Source organism: Bacillus sp. MM09(2025) (assembly GCF_050496725.1).
Taxonomy (GTDB): domain Bacteria; phylum Bacillota; class Bacilli; order Bacillales; family Bacillaceae; genus Bacillus; species Bacillus pumilus.
On the sequence record NZ_JBNWEN010000004.1, the window covers coordinates 2,149,295 to 2,165,176 of the forward strand.

The following is a 15,882-nucleotide window of genomic DNA, read 5'->3' on the forward strand; positions in this document are numbered from 1 at the left end:
TTCAGGTTTTGGGAAAAGTAGACGACAAATAGATCACCATTTTCAGGAGGAAAGATGATGAGATTAAATAGACCATTAAAATTACGGGATTTAGAAATTTTCAGCGTGATGAAAGATCATCAGATTTTATGTTATGTCATCATTGAAGATACGCGAAAACCGTTTACGGAAGAAGAGAGAAAGCTAGAACCATTATGTGATATGGATGAGGAAGATATACAAGCGATATTGAATGTTTTTCATATTTCCATTATGAATGATGAAAAATTAAGTGAAGAGGATTTAACGATGGTAAAAGGTTTTTTTGCTGATTTTGTAAATCATACGAACTTAACGAATGTTATGATAAGAGATTATGTTATTGAGGATTTGTATGATGTCGATGATGAAAACGACATGATGTTCTTTAATAGGATGCTTCGGCATATAGGGTCAGATGAGGTGAAAGAATTCGACGACCGCAATTGGACCTATTTATCTCAAGATTAATAACTTATTCCAAGAAAAGAGGACAGAGCATAGGCTCTGTCCTTTTCATTTAAGATGATACATTTTTTCTTGTGCGCTTGCGCTGGTAGTAATAAAGGATACCGCCAGCAGCGAGCATGAGCACACCGATTAGTACAGCTGTATACATCATTGTGGCTGTATTCGGCAGTGTGCCGCCTGGGAGGCCGGTTCCATCTTGGTTTGGATCTGTGCCTCCGCCTGGTGCTGTTGTTCCGCCGTCTCCGCCAGTTTGATCTGGGGTTGTTCCAGCTGCCCCGCTTTGGTTGAGGACGGTATATTCGCTGAAGTGCTCAGTTTGACCTGATACGACTCCGTTTTCAAATGATCCATTACTTGTTTTGGTGTAACGATTTTTCTTGCGATCCACATAATACACACTAGGTTTTTTCGCTTTTTGCGGCTCGTCTAGTGTAAAGGATAGTGTGACCGGGTCTTTAAAGGTCGAAACCTTTTTCTTGTCTTGTTTGATTTGGAAATCATACGTATCCGTTAATGCGTTTTTCACTTTATCCGTTTTTGTCATCCAGATATCTGCGTTTTTCTCGGACAAATTTGAGAGAGGTAATGCGAGTCCCACTTTGTCATGATAGATGGTGACGTTTGGATCTTGCTCTCTTTTCTTCAGCTCGGCTACTTGTGCTTTTGATAGAGACAATTGAACGTTTTTCGCTTTGCTTGCTTTGTCTAAATAAAGCAATGCTTTGTTTGTATGCTGCACATACGTTTGGAATTTCTCATCATCTTGAATGTCATAAGCGCCTTTTCCTTTCACGCGAGGAAGGAACACTTCTTTCACCCTGTGATCGATGACAGGCGAAATCTTCCCATCTGCCTTTTCGATTTGCTCTTTGAAGATTTCATAGTCGACATACCCTAAGTCTTCGCCGTGAGAGGCTTCTGTAAAGACGCTGTAGCCGTCGCCGCCTGTGCCGACAAATGCGTTTGTAGCTACGCGGTATGTTTTCTCATCATCAATGTCTGTCAGTTGACCCTTTTGGTCTTTCAGTTTCACATCAATTAGTCTGCTGCCAGCTGGTTTACTGAGTGTAAACGTATATTCAATGCCAGCTACATGAGGGAATGCGCCTCCGCCTTCTTCAATGCCTGACAGCCCCTGTTCGAGTGCTTTTTTAATTTGACTGCCTTTTAAATCTGCGACATAAAGGGTATTTCCGAAAGGCATCACCGTTAAAATATCACCTAAAGTGATATCACCTTTTTCGATACTTCCACGAATACCTCCGCCGTTTGTGATGGCAAGGTCAGCTCCAGCAGATTCTTGCGCTTTCTGCAGCATGCCGTCAGCAATAAAGTTCCCAAGATTCGTTTCCTTCGCACGGACATGCTCACGCTGGCCATCTAAAAGGACATCTGTATGGCCGACTTTTTCTATTTTTAAATCTTGAATATCTGCTTTGTATCCATCAAGGATCGCTTTTGCCTCTGCATCTTCTTTGATAGAGTCATCGATCGGGATTAGGTCAAAAGAAGATTCTTTTGGCTGGACGACACCTTTTTTGTCAAAGGCCACGTCTACTTTTCCTAAAAATTGTCCGTAATCTTTGACTTGAGCGACGATCGTAGGTTCTTTTTTCTTGATAACCTTTAATTTTTCGACAAGTGTGTGTGTGTGACCGCCAATGATTAAATCAATTCCGTCTACTTTTTGAGCGAGCTCAAGATCACGGTTGTAGCCAATGTGTGTTAACGCAATGATTTTATTGATTTTTTCTTCTGTTTGAATGGTGTTGACTGTTTCTTTTGCTTTCTTGTACGCATCTTTAAATTGAATGTTAGGGCCGCTGCTGGATGTAATGGCTGTGTCTTCAGTCGTTAAACCGAATACGGCGACCTTTTCACCGTTTACATCGAGCAGGATGTAAGGGTAAATTCCGGCTTCTTTTTTCTCACCAGCTTTAAATGAGGCTGGTTTTTTCATTAAGTCACTCAATTGTTTTTCCTTCGAGACATCCACGTTTGATGACACGACCGGGAATCGAGGCTTTTCAAATTGATGACGGTTTTTCGGATCGACATCTGATGCATCACCTGTCAGGAATTGACGGAGTACAGAAGGACCTTTGTCAAATTCATGATTACCAAACGTCATGGCATCGTATTTCATTAAGTTCATCAATTTTAGATCGGCAAGTCCTTGCCACTTTGTGAAGTACAGGTCACCAGAGAAGACATCTCCAGCGTCTAATAAAATGTTGTTCTTGCTTTCAGCACGGACTTCTTTGATCTTTGTTGCGCGTCTTGCCGCATCATCAAGGTGTGCGTGTGTATCGTTCGTATGCATCACTGTTAAATTCCAGTTGTCTGATGAAGGCGGTTCTGTTGTGCCATCGTCTTTAAAGGCTAGCTTGTACACACCAAGACCATCTGTGCTTGCGTTACGAATAAAGTCTACGCTGCTTGATTTCTCAGCAAACGGTTTGGCTAAAAGAGAAGATTCAAAAGTGACGGTTGCGCCTTTGATCGGTGCAATCGACCAGTTTTGATCTGCACTTGGGTTGATCGTTTTTTGTTCGATAATATAATCCATCAGTACTTGGCGGTTTTCATCTGCTGAGGCAAGCACTACTTTATCTTGCGTCAGATGAGGGAAGCCTCCGCCGCCAGAAGCACGATAGTTATTTGTTACGACTAAAAATTCTTGATTATCAGAGACGGGTTTCCCGTTGTAAGACAGGTTTTTAATGCGGTTGGCATTGGCGTTGAGAAGTGTGCCTGTTGTGCTGTATTTAGCAGGCTGCGTCACATCGACTTGGTATGTCACGCCATCAATTACATCAAAGTTATACGAGCGGTATTCCTCGTTTAAAATCGGCTGTTCTTTTGCATCGTTTGGTTTGATCTGATTAAACTGGCCGGCAGACATTTCTAACCAGTCTTTCACTTCACTGCCTTTCAGTTTCACAATCTGCACAGTGTTATCATAAAGGTAGAGATCGCCGATATTCTTAATCGCTAAATCTCCTTTTGCGATATTCGTATAATAATTCACACCGTTTCGGCCGCCGGCTTTAAACGGAGCGCCTGCAGATAAAATCGGTAAGTTTTTGTATGACGTGTCCTTCATTTTTTCTTGTGCATACCATTTTTGGGCATCTGTCACAATTTGTATCGAAGGGTCATCCATCACTTGAGCGAAAAAGCTGTTAATGTCTGCTTCTGTTTTGCCAACAGGCTTTCTCACGTAATCAAGTGTGTTTTGATGCGTTGTTTGAATGGCATCTTTTACGGTGCTGTTTTGAGATGATACTCCGGCAACAGATTCGATCTTGCCTGTTCCGTCTGTGACCTTCCAGTTGCTGCCATCAGGCTCTAGTGTTAAATCAATGACTCCGAGGTAGCTGCCCCAGTTTTTTGACATGACGACTGGGATGCCGTTGATGGTTCCTTTTGAGACATTGAATTTGTCGATGCCGTTATATTCAGCGCTTGGGAATGTGCCATGCTGGTGGCCTGATACAATGGCATCGATGCCTTTTGTTTTCGTGGCAAGGTCAAAGATCATATTTTCTGATCCTTTAGGCGAAGCGGTTTTTTCAATTCCTGTATGAGCAAGAGCGACTATGACATCTGCGCCTTTCTCTTTCATTTCAGGAATGGTTTCATTGGCAGATTCGACGATGTCCTGCACTTGGACTTGTCCATCTAAATGCTTCTTATCCCACGTCATAATTTGTGGTGGAACGAATCCTATGTAACCAACCTTCACAGTTTGTGAGGCTCCGCTTGCATCTTTAAAGGTTTTATCTTGGATCACATAAGGTGTAAAACGGTGTTCTCCATTTAGCTTTTTGACGTTCGCATTAACAATCGGGAAATTGGCGCCCGCAATGGTACCGTCAAGGAAGGATAATCCGTAGTTAAATTCATGATTGCCAAGTGTTCCTGCATCGTATTTTAGTTTGTTGAGTGTATGAATAATAGGGTGAACCTTTGTTTGATTGATGATGCTGTCTTTCTCATTTTTGTAAACGTATTCTCCAAGAGGGGTTCCTTGAATCAGGTCTCCGTTATCAACAAGGAGTGTATTTGGGTTTTGTGAGCGGTGCTTGTCAATGAGCTCGGCTGTTTTTGCCAAACCAAATTCATTTGTTTCTTTGTCGCTGTAATAATCATAATTCATCATGTTCGCATGAACATCGGTTGTGGCTAAGATACTGACCTTTACGGCTTTGCCGTTTTCTGTTTCTGCATGAGTAGGTACTGCTGGGAGAATGAGACTAATCATCATAATGGAAGTGAGCAGAATAGACAGGTTTTTCCTTCGTTTAGACCTATGTGCTTGCTTCTTCACCTGATCTCCGCCTTTCTAATTTTTTTGACCACAATACCTATTGTAGAAATGTTTCGTTAACTTTTGTAGTTATTTTTTGAAGATTATTGTAAAGATAACATAAATCATACGAATTACCTTGTTAAGGGAATGTGAATGAGTCTAAATGCTCATTTTTATCATAAGGGGTTTTCTGATAGGGATAGGATGTTTGATTTCAACATGCCCGGGTATAGTGTGTAGTGTAAACGATAATCAAGCAGGAGGGTTTCTACATGGGTAAGAAAATTGCAGTTGTATTAACAGATTACTTTGAGGATGTTGAATTCACCGAGCCTGCAAAAGCCTTTAAAGATGCAGGTCATGAGTTGACAGTCATTGAAAATGAAAAAGGAAAAACAGTGAAAGGGAAGCAAGGAGAGGCAGAAGTAAGAGTGGATGCGTCTATTGACAACGTGAAGCCTGAAGACTTCGATGCACTTCTCATTCCAGGCGGTTTCTCACCAGATATTCTGCGTGCAGATGATCGTTACGTCCAATTCACTAAAGCATTTATGGATGAGAAAAAACCAGTATTTGCGATCTGTCACGGACCGCAATTGCTCATTACAGCGAAGACGCTTGAAGGAAGAGGCGCGACTGGCTATACATCCATCAAAGTCGATATGGAAAACGCAGGCGCTAAATTTAAAGACGAAGAAGTCGTCGTTTGTCAGGATCAGCTTGTGACAAGCCGTACACCTGATGACATTCCAGCCTTTAACCGTGAATCATTAAAACTGCTTGAGAAATAAAACCGCAGTTGTAAAGCCAGCACCTTGCGGGGTGCTGGCTTTTTGTGTGCATGATGTAAGAAAACTGCGTGTAGACCATAAAAACAGTTTCCTTTTTCACCATTATTTTCTTAAGTTTTTTAGCTCGCTTGCGATGGCTTGCATTTCACTTGGGCTGAATGAAGATTTTTTCATCACCATTTGGTGAAGAAATTCAATATCTTCGTACTTGTCTGGACTGAAGTCCTCTGCTTTGATGACTCCAATGTTCAGCATATTTAACTTTTGCGAAATGTCTTCAATCAGCTGATTGACTTCAGCCGCTTTTTGCTCTGACAAGGGCGGCACGTCCTTTCCTGCATATGTGTCGAATAATATGTCTATTTTAACAGAAATGCAAAAGAATAAAAGGGCTATTAAGATGACACCGAGATGTTTTTCTCCTTTTTCTCCTGCTTAATCTTATCAATGATTCGTTTGGATTCAAATACGACAACCCCTGATAAACCGATGAGCCCGATTAAGTTTGGAATCGCCATCAGTCCATTTAGCATATCTGCCACACCCCAGACGAAGTCATTTTTAAACACGGCACCAAAAAAGACAGCTATCACAAACACGATACGATAATACATGACGTACGAATCCTTCGCCAAATATGTAAAGCATTTTTCGCCATAATAGGACCAGCCAATGATGGTGGAATAGGCAAACAAGAGCAGCCCGATTGCCACAATGGTTGAGCCAGCTGGACCGAGGAAGTGAGCAAAGGATAACGAGGTCAGCGCATCACTTTTCACTGTTAAATACATATCTGCCATGACAATGGTAATGCCAGTGATAGAACAAACAATGATTGTATCAATAAACACTTGCGTCATAGAGACGAGAGCTTGACGGGCAGGCATATCCGTTTTCGCAGCCGCAGCAGCAATTGGTGCTGACCCAAGACCTGCTTCATTGGAAAATACTCCTCGTGCCACACCCCAGCGAATGACAGTCCCAATTGCACCACCTGCCACGGCTTGACCGGTAAAGGCATCTGAGAAAATAAGACCGACTGCGCCTGGAACAAGGTCAGCATTCATAACAAGAATGATCAGACCGCAAATGACGTAAAATAAAGCCATGACCGGTACAAAAATAGATGTGACCCGTCCAATGCTTTTAATTCCGCCTAAAATCACAAGTGCTGTAAAAGCTGTAATAATGATACCTGTTACCCATGTTGGAATTTGAAAAGTAGAATTCATCACGCCTGAGATGGAATTAGACTGTACCAGGTTGCCGATCCCAAAGGCAGCACTGGCACCGAAAACAGCAAATAGCACCCCTAGCCATTTCTGTTTTAACCCGTGTTCTAAATAATACATAGGTCCGCCAGACATTTCGCCTTTTTCGTTTTTGACCCTGTATTTCACAGCAAGAACAGCTTCGGCAAATTTGGTGGCCATCCCGAAAAATGCAGCAAACCACATCCAGAATACTGCACCAGGACCACCCGCTATAACAGCCGAGGCCACACCTACGATATTTCCTGTACCGACAGTTGCGGCGAGAGCCGTCATTAATGCTTGGAAATGGGAAATATCCCCTTCTGACATTTTGTCTTGTTTTGAAAAAGCGAGCTTTAAAGAATAAGGAAGTAATCTAATTTGAATGAAGAGAACGCGAAAGGTGAGGTATATTCCAGTACCAACAATTAAAATCAACAGGGGAGGCCCCCACAAAAAATTGTTCATCGTTGTGACAAACTGCTCAATTATTCCCATCTAATATCCCCCTTTGTTTGTGTAATTCTCCTAAAGTTTCTCCTGTTTTTGTGTATTTTGTCAATGGCGATGAGAGCTTTTCTTGCAAAGTTTCCAAAAGAAAAGGGACTTGCTATGATAGAGAAAAGGTTTTCGAAAAGAACTCTTAGGGAAAAGATAGGAGGAGAATGAAGGATGATTCATGTGTTGTTCGTGTGTCTTGGCAATATTTGCAGGTCACCAATGGCAGAGGCCATGTTTAGAAAAAAAGTAGAAGATGAGGGGCTTAGCGAGCACTTTGTGATTGATTCAGCAGGTATTGGCGGCTGGCATCAAGGCAGTCCCCCGCATGAAGGAACGCGAAAGCTGCTTGATGAAAAAGGCATCAGCTATGAAGGAATGTCCGCAAGACAAATCATGGATGAAGACATCACAACATACGACTATATCATTGCGATGGATGCTGAAAATGTAGGGGCACTTCGCAGTATAGCCGGCTATGGGAAACATCACTTTATTGGCCGTCTTCTTGATTTTGTAGAAGACGACGATCGAGATGATGTGCCAGATCCTTATTACACTGGGAACTTTGAGGAAGTCCATGAATTAATTGAAAAAGGAATTGACCGTTTTTTGACGTATGTAAAGAAAGAGAACCACCTTTAACTGAAAGGAGATCAGATGAGATGGAAGAAAAAAATCAAATTGTGCTCCGAGGAGCTCTCTTAGGTGCCGCTTGCGGCGCATTGCTGACTTTATTTCATCGACCAACAAGAATTGCACTCAAAGACAAATGGAATGACTGCCAGCAAAAGCTGGAAGAGGTCTGCCAAGAGCCAGGCAGAATATCAGCTTGCATGAAAGAAAAGATGGAAGAAACGAAGCAGCTGATGCGAACAGTCTCAGATGATTTGTCATTTTTAAATGAACAGGTCAATCAGTTAAAGGAAACAACCCCAAGGGTATTAGAAATTATTGAAGAAACAAAGGATCACTTTCAATCGAAACAGACAGATTGATCATTGGAGATGAGGCGTATGGGTTTTATTAAAGCGTTAATTGAACGCTTTTTGCTGCATGAAGGACCGGCAAAATCTGCTGAGCTTGCTTATTTCTTTTTGCTTTCATTATTTCCGTTTCTCATCTTCGTACTGACACTCGTTGGGTATTTGCCGCTGACGTCAAAGGATGTCCTGAGCGTCATTTCTGGCTATGCGCCAGAAGGAGCGCTATCGATGATTGAATCCATCGCCGAACAGACGCTGAACAATCGGAACGGCGGGTTATTGTCGTTCGGGATTATTGCCGCGCTTTGGTCAGCATCTAACGGCATTAATGCCGTTGTTAGAGCATTTAACCATGCTTACGAAGTTGAGGAGAATCGTTCCTTCATTCTCGTACGTTTAACATCGATCATTTTAACGATTGCGATGGTTTTGACCATTATTTTTGCCCTGATGCTGCCTGTCTTTGGCAAAGAACTTGGTTTATTCGTCGCTAAATTAGTTGGGCAGTCAGATGCCTTTCTCACTGTATGGACTGCGATGAGATGGATCATTAGCCCGCTCATTTTATTGATTGTTTTTACATCCTTATACTATTTTGCTCCAAACATCAGGCTTAAATTAAAATTTGTTCTGCCAGGTGCCATTTTTGCATCGATTGGATGGATTTTGGTGAGCATGCTATTTTCATTTTACGTAGGCGAGTTTGCCAACTACAGTGCGATGTACGGAAGTATTGGGGGAATCATTATTTTAATGATCTGGTTTTATTTAACCGGCATCATGATTATCCTTGGCGGCGAGCTCAATGCGCTTTTACATAAGCGTAAAATCGTACCAGGCAAACTATAATGAAATCCGGGCATCCTAAAGAAGAACGATCAAGTTCAAACTGAATGGATGGGGGAAATCACATATGTCCAAACAATCAAAAAAAGGCGGAAGCAATACGAAACAAAATAAAGGCCATCAACCTAAGAACAAAACAAGCGGCAGTGCGAACGGACAAAATGGATATCATTAAATGAAAAAAAACTCCTCTGCATGGGTACAGAGGAGTTTTTATTTAGAAATGGCATCATTGGAGTTTTCAAGAACTGCCGCCGTCCGTCCGAATCGAACGCAGAAAAACACGAATAATATCACGATGCTGACAAGGTAAAGTAAATTCATACCTTCAAACGTTTGCACAAAGATTCCACCGAGAACAGGACCGAGAATACTTCCCGCACTAAACGCCATCCCGCACATCAAATTTCCAGCAGGCAGCAGATGCTTTGGCAATAAGTCGGTCATATAGCTGATGCCAAGTGAGAAGGTAGAGCCTACTGCCATTCCGGCAATAAAGAAACAAATCGCAACAGCCAAAACGGATTGAATGAATATTCCTGCTAGTAGGAAAAAGAAAGATCCAACGAGTGTGACACATAAAATGATGCGGCGCCTGCCAAACCGGTCACTGAGCATCCCAAGAGGAAGCTGAAAGACAATGCTCCCAATGGCAAACGCAGGTAAAATAAACGCAACCGCATCTACTGTAACCCCGCTTCTTAGCGCATATACAGGGAAGTTACTATTAAGCGTCGTTTCTAAAAATCCATAGCAAAACGGCATCATAAAGGCGACCCAGCCAAATTGAAAGGCTTTCTTAAAGCGCTTCAAACTGTTTGTCTGCTCTGACGTCTGCACTTCGCCCGTATCTGGATATGTATTTTTCAAAACAAAAACAAGCAGCCAAATACATAAGCTAACAGCACCAGAAACAATGAAAGGTAAAGATGGATTGATTTCAATGAGTGGAGTTAAAAAAGGTCCAGCGGCAAAACCAAGTCCAAATGATAATCCATACAATGAGATATTTCGTCCTCGATTTCTTGATGATGAAGCATAGGTCACCCATGTCTGTGTAGAGAAATGCAGCATATGATCACCAATCCCGATCATGAGCCGCAGGAAGAACCAGACAACATAAGATTCAAAAAACACAAAGCTGAATAAGCTTAAAAAGACAGCGGCGCCTCCAATGACAATTAACGGCTTAAACCCAAACCGGCGAAGCGGCGCTTCCATGAAGGGAGATGCTAGCAGCACGCCAAGATATAAGCCTGTGGCATGCAGTCCGTTTAACGTAGGAGAAGTCCCGGCATGTTCAAAAATAATCGAAATGACAGGCAGTAACGCTCCCTGCGAAAAACCTGATACAGATACAAGTAAAATTAAAATCATAAAGTGAATTCTCGACATAAGAAGCTCCTTACAAGTTCATATTTTCATCGTACAATGGAACCATAGGGGTTTCAATAGAAAGGTGGAAAAGGAATGAAACTGAGATACGAAACGGATCGATGGATCGCGAGAATAGATGAAGGGCAGTTGCATATATCAGGCAATGAAAAAACGGGGTACAGGCCATCTCAATTATTCACCTCAGCTATTGCTGGCTGTTTTGGAGAAATGCTCATTCATGTTTGCCGGAAAAAGCGAATATCTTGTGAAGGGCTGACGATTACACCTGAAACGACAAGGGCAGGAGCTGTAAACAAGATTTCCAGCATTCATTTACATATCTTATTTGAAGACATTAATACATCTGATGAACAAATCGATAAAGTGATCACCCTTGCATTGAAGCATTGCTCTATGGTGCAGTCCGTGAAAGGAAGTATTGATATCACCTTCTCACACGCGCGAATCTAAAATGTATATGATGCCGGCACTCACGAAAGAATAACAGTCAGACATATGTAAAGGAGAATGGCTGTATGAATCGTTTGTTTCTTGTGATTGTCGCAATTGGTGTACCGCTATCGGTGATTGGCAGTTTTCTTCATTTTCCGCAGGTTATCATGTTTGCTGTGTATTGTATCGCAATTATTGGTCTTGCTAGTTTTATGGGAAGAGCCACAGAAAGTCTTGCCATCATAGCGGGCCCCAGAATTGGCGGGCTTTTAAACGCCACATTTGGAAATGCGGTGGAGTTAATTATTTCGTTTTTTGCATTAAAGCAAGGACTGACAGCCATCGTCCTTGCATCATTAACTGGATCAGTGATCGGAAACTTACTGCTTGTGGCGGGGCTGTCTTTTTTCGTTGGCGGTTTAAAATATAAGCGCCAAGTGTTCAATGTCCATGATGCAAGGCACAACTCAGGCTTGCTCATGTTTGCCATTATTGTGGCGTTTGTCATTCCAGAAGTGTTTTCGGTGGAGATGGCAGAGAATAAACAGTTTGTTTTAAGCATTGGGATCAGTATTGTCATGATTTTGCTTTATGTCGCGGCGCTCTATTTCAAACTGGTCAGCCACCGCGGGGTGTATGTTGCTAAGCAGGAGAGCATGGAAGGCGAAGCAGAGACGGAAGAAGAAACACCTGAATGGTCTGGAAAGTTTGCGACTTTGATTTTGCTGCTTGCAACGATGGCCGTTGCATACATTTCAGAGCGCCTCGTCCATACATTTGATACGGTAGGGAAGCAATTTGGCTGGAGTGAGCTGTTTATCGGAGTCATTATTGTGGCCATCGTCGGCAATGCCGCAGAACATGCCTCTGCTGTTATCATGGCGTATAAAAACAAAATGGATGTCGCAGTGGAAATCGCTTTTGGTTCCACGCTTCAGGTTGCGATGATGGTGGCACCAATCCTTGTCATCAGTTCGCTTTTTTTCAATACGCAAATGCCGCTCATTTTCTCCTTACCAGAGCTCATTGCCATGGCGTCCGCTGTATTACTTACAGTCATTTTATCTAATGACGGAGATACCAATTGGTTTGAAGGCGCCACATTACTTGCTGCCTATTTCATTATGGCGATTGGATTTTTCCTTTTATAATCTTTTGTGGATAAGGGACGACTTTGCGGAAAATACTATGGAAAAATGAATGAGAAAGAGTGATGATATGAAAAAGATGCCCCGCATCATGTTTGTTGTTCTCTTATCCTTAAGTTTTCTATACAGTTTTCCAGCGGAGGCGGCGAAACCATTTAAGGTGCCATCGTCTGTCGCTAGTATTTCTAAGGAGAATACGTATCCGAATGCGTCACAGGATCAGCCATTGCTCCAGCCGAGCGAGCTGACAGCCGAATTGTTTAAAACAACAGATGTGCCGATTGAGAATACTCATTTGATCAAAATGCTGAATGAATCCAGTATTTCAGGGACGCCATTAGCTATTGGTTACCGTGCGACCATTTTCCTTGGAAGATGGGCACTGAGCTACGATTCAAACGAAACGGTGGCCAATTGGGAATACAAAAAAGTGAATACAAATCACATTGATAACAGAGGCGGCAACAAAACAGCCATTGGCAAGTACGTTCAAAAGCAGCAAGTAAAAGTGAGCGGCGGGCTCACAGCAAAGGTGCCAAGCCCAGAAGATGTAAAAACATTGATGATGCAAAAAGCCATTCAAAAGACAAAGCTGCCCCTCGCTTTTGACACCGTGATTGGCGGAGGAACAAAGCGAGATCAGTCATACCACGTCTCTCCGAAAAAAGCAGCATCGCTTCATGCCTATGCACCAGCGATTAATGAAAAAGGAAAGGTCACATACGGAGAAGTGTACCTTGTGCTTAAAGGAAATAAACGCAAACTCGTCGTGAAAAACGTGACCTCGCAAGGAATCGGCGCTTGGATTCCTGTGCAGGATCACCTGACGTTTGGGTTTCAAGGGATGAATTAACATAGTAAAACCCCCTCTTTCACTATAGAAGAGGGGGTTTAATTTGTCGTAAAGTTATTAATGTCATGCGTGATATTTTAAAAGCTCCACCAATCATTAATCCATTGATAAACAATATGTATACACTAGATAAACCAAAAGTAACCATTCCAACTATCATCATGATACATATAGATAAATCTTGATAGTTAAAAAATTTCGTGGCTACTTCAAATATCAACGTCTACACCCCTTTCATGACTTTTTGTCCTTTTTGTTTCTTACCTCACTTCTATAAAAGTCAATAACATTAAATAATAACCAAGCAAGGAAAATGAAATAGAAAATTTTTGTAAAGTGAGAGAAGTTGTTAAAGATAAACCCCATAGTAATAAATGGTATGATCATAAATCCAAAATATTGTTTCCACCATATTTTAAAAATAATAACACCACCTAACTTTTATATATAAAATTATGTATTATTTCTCGTAATCACTATAATACAATTAGACAAAGGAGTAGTGAACCTTTTTTGTTAAATTTTACACAATAATATAAAATTTAACTTTATTCTATTAAGATACGCTTTTCCTAATTTGAATATAAAGTTTTGCTTTCAAAAGATATGATGAGTTTTAAATAAAAAAGCCATAACATAAGTTTATTTAAATAAACTTATGTTATGGCAAAATTTCCTTTTATTCCCCTAAATCCACATTATGATAAACCTGCTGCACGTCTTCAAGCTCTTCTAATACATCGATCAGCTTTTCAAATTGTGCTTTCGATTCATCATCTAATGTCACTTCATTTTGAGGAAGCATTGTGATTTCAGCGACAGTGAATTCTTCTACGCCGGCTTGTTTGAATGCTTCTTGTACTTGATGGAATTGATCTGGTTCAGCGTATACAATCACTGTTTCATCTTCTTCCATGATGTCACGTACATCAACGTCTGCTTCCATTAAAAGCTCAAGCGTTTCTTCTTCACTTTTTCCTTCGACACCGATGACAGCTGTTTGGTCAAACATGTAGGCAACGGAGCCGCTTACGCCCATGTTTCCACCATTTTTTCCGAAAGCCGCACGAACATCTGACGCTGTACGGTTCACGTTATTGGTGAGGGCATCAACGATCACCATTGATCCGTTTGGACCAAATCCTTCGTAGCGCAGCTCATCGAAATTCTCTTCCGCACCGCCTTTTGCTTTTTCAATGGCACGGTCCACGATGTGTTTTGGGACACTATATGTTTTTGCACGTTCTAGGACAAAACGAAGTGCTTGGTTTGATTCTGGGTTTGGCTCACCTTGTTTGGCAGCCACATAGATTTCACGCCCGAATTTTGCGTAAATACGACTTGTACTGGCATCCTTTGATGCTTTCTTTTCTTTAATGTTGTTCCACTTACGACCCATCTTATTCACTCTCTTTCACTTAGAAAATACACAGTATGAGGGTCCCCATGCTGCATGAAATCAATCTATTTTCTATTATACATGAATTAGTCAAGAGGATAGAAGTTAGGAGGCTGACTGAAGAGATATCTTAGCTGATGTGTCCAAGCTGTTCAAACGTTTCATGTTTTTCATGAGCCCGCGTCAGTTCATCGCATCGAATGATCTTTCCATCTAATAACGTGAAAAGAGCTATGACATCAATAAAACCCCTGTCTCCGCTTGCGAGTTCCACATGTACCGTGTAACGAAAACACCCTTGCTGCGCCTCTTCATCAAATAACAGATCATGAAAAGCGGGGATCTCAAGCTGTTTTGTCAATCCTTTTAATGTGGATAGATGCTTTTTAAACTCATCAAGTGTCGAAATCTTTCCATCTGTCACTTGCTGATATTCCGGTGAAAAATATGTCTCCACTTTTTCTATATTGAATTTGGTTAACACCTCTTCATACATCTCTTTAATAAATGATAGCGCCTCTTTTTTTGTCATGAATCAACATCCTTTCTTTTTGTTAATCGGTTAACTATATTTTATTATAGTTAACTGGTTAACAAAAAACAATCAAAAAAATAACCCCATCACAAATGAGGTTATTTTGCAGGCTGGGGATAGACGAGATCTTCAAGCAATTTGACATCATGCTGATGAAGTTGTTTGATCATTTCTTTTCGGACAGCGAGGGCAGCATCGAAGTATTTTTCGTCTTCGACCATTCCTTTCACTGTGATCTCAATCCCGCGGTTCAGCTTGTTCAGACCCATAATGCCATGAACTTGAAACGGTTCGATGGCATGCTGGAATTCATCTTTTTTGAGAAAATCATGGTGCATTTGATTTAAATTGTCGCAGGCCGTTTCGAGTGCTTGAAAGGCTGTGTCTGGGTTTTGATTTGCACTAATTAACACAGACTCCGTAATCCGCATGTAGTGCATGTTATAGTTTTGGATTTGCCGGATGTCTCCGTTAGAAATGGTTAACAGCTTGCCGCTCCATTCTCTAATTTGCAGAGATCGGAGACCAATTTCTTCAATCGTTCCATTAAAGAGGTTATTCACTGTCACATAATCCCCTTTATGAATTTGACGTTCATAGATGAGAAAAATGCCTGCTAAAATATCGCGAATCAGCGTCTGGGCGCCAAAACCGATGACGATCCCAGCCACACCAGCACCTGCAAGAATTTTTCCGAAATCATGAAAGAAGAGAGAAATGACATACAATACAAAGCAAATCGAAGCGGTGTATTTTGAAACAGATTTGACCAAGCTCTCGATCGTTTTTTTCTTCTTGTCTTCTATAAACTCTGTTCGTTTAAAGAACAATTGAAGCGCTTTGTTAATCAAAAAGACGGCAAGCCAAAGTACGAGTCCAACAAGGAGAATTTCAATGTATTTGTTCTTGACTACTGTCAGAAAAGTATCGTCCATCTAT

Annotated in this window: 15 protein-coding genes; 8 read left to right on the forward strand and 7 right to left on the reverse strand. The window is 41.4% G+C overall.

The annotated features are described in order from the left end of the window. The first annotated feature begins 54 nt into the window (after positions 1–54). Positions 55–489, forward strand: coding sequence for a terpene synthase (locus ACQYAC_RS17015; protein ID WP_429943746.1), 435 nt, complete (start codon positions 55–57; stop codon positions 487–489). A 49-nt stretch (positions 490–538) separates the two neighbouring features. Here ACQYAC_RS17015 and ACQYAC_RS17020 read toward each other — a convergent pair whose 3' ends face one another. Continuing rightward, the gene (locus ACQYAC_RS17020; RefSeq protein WP_429943747.1) at positions 539–4,822 is read right to left on the reverse strand and encodes a multifunctional 2',3'-cyclic-nucleotide 2'-phosphodiesterase/3'-nucleotidase/5'-nucleotidase; all 4,284 of its coding nucleotides are present in this window, start codon (positions 4,820–4,822) and stop codon (positions 539–541) included. A 254-nt stretch (positions 4,823–5,076) separates the two neighbouring features. On the opposite strand from ACQYAC_RS17020, the gene ACQYAC_RS17025 reads away from it, so the two are divergent. Then, the gene (locus ACQYAC_RS17025) at positions 5,077–5,595 is read left to right on the forward strand and encodes a type 1 glutamine amidotransferase domain-containing protein (protein ID WP_050944793.1); all 519 of its coding nucleotides are present in this window, start codon (positions 5,077–5,079) and stop codon (positions 5,593–5,595) included. Positions 5,596–5,697: 102 nt separating this feature from the next. On the opposite strand, the gene ACQYAC_RS17030 is transcribed toward ACQYAC_RS17025, so the two are convergent. Both ACQYAC_RS17030 and ACQYAC_RS17035 read right to left on the reverse strand, forming a co-directional pair. Beyond that, entirely contained in the window at positions 5,698–5,913 is a 216-nt protein-coding gene (locus tag ACQYAC_RS17030; RefSeq protein ID WP_003214000.1) for a DUF1128 domain-containing protein, read from the reverse strand. A 77-nt stretch (positions 5,914–5,990) separates the two neighbouring features. Beyond that, positions 5,991–7,346 carry an alanine/glycine:cation symporter family protein gene (locus ACQYAC_RS17035; RefSeq protein WP_429943748.1) on the reverse strand — a complete coding sequence of 452 codons (1,356 nt, stop codon included), beginning with the start codon at positions 7,344–7,346 and terminating at the stop codon, positions 5,991–5,993. Between the two features lie 174 nt (positions 7,347–7,520). Here ACQYAC_RS17035 and ACQYAC_RS17040 point away from each other — a divergent pair, with 174 nt between their 5' ends. Genes ACQYAC_RS17040 through ACQYAC_RS17050 form a run of 3 tightly spaced genes read left to right on the forward strand, consistent with a single transcriptional unit; the run spans position 7,521 to position 9,181 of the window. Next, positions 7,521–7,991: a low molecular weight protein-tyrosine-phosphatase gene (locus ACQYAC_RS17040; protein WP_429943749.1), complete on the forward strand. Its 471-nt coding sequence runs from the start codon at positions 7,521–7,523 to the stop codon at positions 7,989–7,991. A 20-nt stretch (positions 7,992–8,011) separates the two neighbouring features. Further along, the gene (locus ACQYAC_RS17045) at positions 8,012–8,344 is read left to right on the forward strand and encodes a YtxH domain-containing protein (protein WP_144463016.1); all 333 of its coding nucleotides are present in this window, start codon (positions 8,012–8,014) and stop codon (positions 8,342–8,344) included. A gap of 18 nt (positions 8,345–8,362) precedes the next feature. Next, positions 8,363–9,181 carry a YihY/virulence factor BrkB family protein gene (locus ACQYAC_RS17050; RefSeq protein WP_044139737.1) on the forward strand — a complete coding sequence of 273 codons (819 nt, stop codon included), beginning with the start codon at positions 8,363–8,365 and terminating at the stop codon, positions 9,179–9,181. 210 nt (positions 9,182–9,391) lie between these two features. Here the strand turns inward: ACQYAC_RS17050 and ACQYAC_RS17055 are convergent, their stop codons facing one another. Further along, on the reverse strand, positions 9,392–10,573 hold the full coding sequence (locus ACQYAC_RS17055; RefSeq protein ID WP_429943750.1) for an MFS transporter: 1,182 nt from the start codon (positions 10,571–10,573) through the stop codon (positions 9,392–9,394). Positions 10,574–10,648: 75 nt separating this feature from the next. On the opposite strand from ACQYAC_RS17055, the gene ACQYAC_RS17060 reads away from it, so the two are divergent. The 3 genes from ACQYAC_RS17060 (at position 10,649) to ACQYAC_RS17070 (ending at position 13,009) form a co-directional block, all read left to right on the forward strand. Next, positions 10,649–11,026: an OsmC family protein gene (locus tag ACQYAC_RS17060; protein WP_144463008.1), complete on the forward strand. Its 378-nt coding sequence runs from the start codon at positions 10,649–10,651 to the stop codon at positions 11,024–11,026. Positions 11,027–11,091: 65 nt separating this feature from the next. Beyond that, positions 11,092–12,159 (forward strand): calcium/proton exchanger, encoded by a 1,068-nt coding sequence (gene cax, locus ACQYAC_RS17065; protein WP_058015730.1) that lies wholly within the window; start codon positions 11,092–11,094, stop codon positions 12,157–12,159. A gap of 67 nt (positions 12,160–12,226) precedes the next feature. Next, entirely contained in the window at positions 12,227–13,009 is a 783-nt protein-coding gene (locus ACQYAC_RS17070; protein ID WP_429943751.1) for a YfkD family protein, read from the forward strand. Positions 13,010–13,688: 679 nt separating this feature from the next. Here the strand turns inward: ACQYAC_RS17070 and ACQYAC_RS17075 are convergent. From ACQYAC_RS17075 to ACQYAC_RS17085, 3 genes are all read right to left on the reverse strand, one after another. Further along, entirely contained in the window at positions 13,689–14,408 is a 720-nt protein-coding gene (locus ACQYAC_RS17075) for a YebC/PmpR family DNA-binding transcriptional regulator (protein WP_003218036.1), read from the reverse strand. 130 nt (positions 14,409–14,538) lie between these two features. Beyond that, positions 14,539–14,940, reverse strand: coding sequence for a nuclear transport factor 2 family protein (locus tag ACQYAC_RS17080; protein WP_429943752.1), 402 nt, complete (start codon positions 14,938–14,940; stop codon positions 14,539–14,541). Between the two features lie 101 nt (positions 14,941–15,041). After that, complete coding sequence (locus tag ACQYAC_RS17085) at positions 15,042–15,878, reverse strand: mechanosensitive ion channel family protein (protein ID WP_058015734.1); 837 nt, start codon at positions 15,876–15,878, stop codon at positions 15,042–15,044. Positions 15,879–15,882: the final 4 nt, after the last annotated feature.

Excerpts from the sequence above, each read along its gene's own strand:
- ACQYAC_RS17035 (WP_429943748.1), bottom strand. The coding sequence starts at position 7,346 with ATGGGAATAATTGAGCAGTTTGTCACAACGATGAACAATTTTTTGTGG.
- ACQYAC_RS17055 (WP_429943750.1), bottom strand. The coding sequence starts at position 10,573 with ATGTCGAGAATTCACTTTATGATTTTAATTTTACTTGTATCTGTATCA.
- ACQYAC_RS17050 (WP_044139737.1), top strand. The coding sequence starts at position 8,363 with ATGGGTTTTATTAAAGCGTTAATTGAACGCTTTTTGCTGCATGAAGGA.
- ACQYAC_RS17045 (WP_144463016.1), top strand. The coding sequence starts at position 8,012 with ATGGAAGAAAAAAATCAAATTGTGCTCCGAGGAGCTCTCTTAGGTGCC.
- cax (WP_058015730.1), top strand. The coding sequence starts at position 11,092 with ATGAATCGTTTGTTTCTTGTGATTGTCGCAATTGGTGTACCGCTATCG.
- ACQYAC_RS17015 (WP_429943746.1), top strand. The coding sequence starts at position 55 with ATGATGAGATTAAATAGACCATTAAAATTACGGGATTTAGAAATTTTC.
- ACQYAC_RS17080 (WP_429943752.1), bottom strand. The coding sequence starts at position 14,940 with ATGACAAAAAAAGAGGCGCTATCATTTATTAAAGAGATGTATGAAGAG.
- ACQYAC_RS17070 (WP_429943751.1), top strand. The coding sequence starts at position 12,227 with ATGAAAAAGATGCCCCGCATCATGTTTGTTGTTCTCTTATCCTTAAGT.
- ACQYAC_RS17075 (WP_003218036.1), bottom strand. The coding sequence starts at position 14,408 with ATGGGTCGTAAGTGGAACAACATTAAAGAAAAGAAAGCATCAAAGGAT.
- ACQYAC_RS17085 (WP_058015734.1), bottom strand. The coding sequence starts at position 15,878 with ATGGACGATACTTTTCTGACAGTAGTCAAGAACAAATACATTGAAATT.
- ACQYAC_RS17060 (WP_144463008.1), top strand. The coding sequence starts at position 10,649 with ATGAAACTGAGATACGAAACGGATCGATGGATCGCGAGAATAGATGAA.
- ACQYAC_RS17025 (WP_050944793.1), top strand. The coding sequence starts at position 5,077 with ATGGGTAAGAAAATTGCAGTTGTATTAACAGATTACTTTGAGGATGTT.
- ACQYAC_RS17040 (WP_429943749.1), top strand. The coding sequence starts at position 7,521 with ATGATTCATGTGTTGTTCGTGTGTCTTGGCAATATTTGCAGGTCACCA.